Source organism: Streptomyces nanshensis (genome assembly GCF_001751255.1).
GTDB classification, from domain to species: Bacteria; Actinomycetota; Actinomycetes; order Streptomycetales; family Streptomycetaceae; genus Streptomyces; species Streptomyces nanshensis_A.
Map to the genome: position 1 here is coordinate 1 of NZ_LJGW01000464.1, position 336 is coordinate 336.

The window sequence follows — 336 nt, forward strand, 5'->3', positions numbered from 1 at the left end:
GGCAATCCCCGCGCGGAGAACCAAGGAGCCAACACGTGAACCCCAGACCAGCGAGCCGCCCGAGGCTCACCGCCCGCGAACTCCAAATCCTTCAAGGGATGAGCTGCGGCCACTCCAACGCCGAGATCGGCCGGAAGCTGTACCTCGCCGAAAACACGATCAAGAGCCACGCACGGAGCCTGTTCAAGAAGCTCGCCGCCCGCGACCGCGCGCACGCCGTCGGGATCGGCTACCGCTCGGGGCTTCTCGAACGAGCCGACACGACACAGAGCACCCGGGATCACCCCGGCGCCTGACGGGACAGCCGAAACCGTCGCCCCGTGCCAGCAGCCGGGG

1 protein-coding gene is annotated in these 336 nt (G+C 68.5%); it reads left to right on the forward strand.

From position 1 onward, the window contains the following. On the forward strand, window positions 1-296 hold a 296-nt coding region (locus AN218_RS28520), incomplete at its 5' end, for a response regulator transcription factor (RefSeq protein ID WP_141747722.1). Window positions 297-336: the final 40 nt, after the last annotated feature.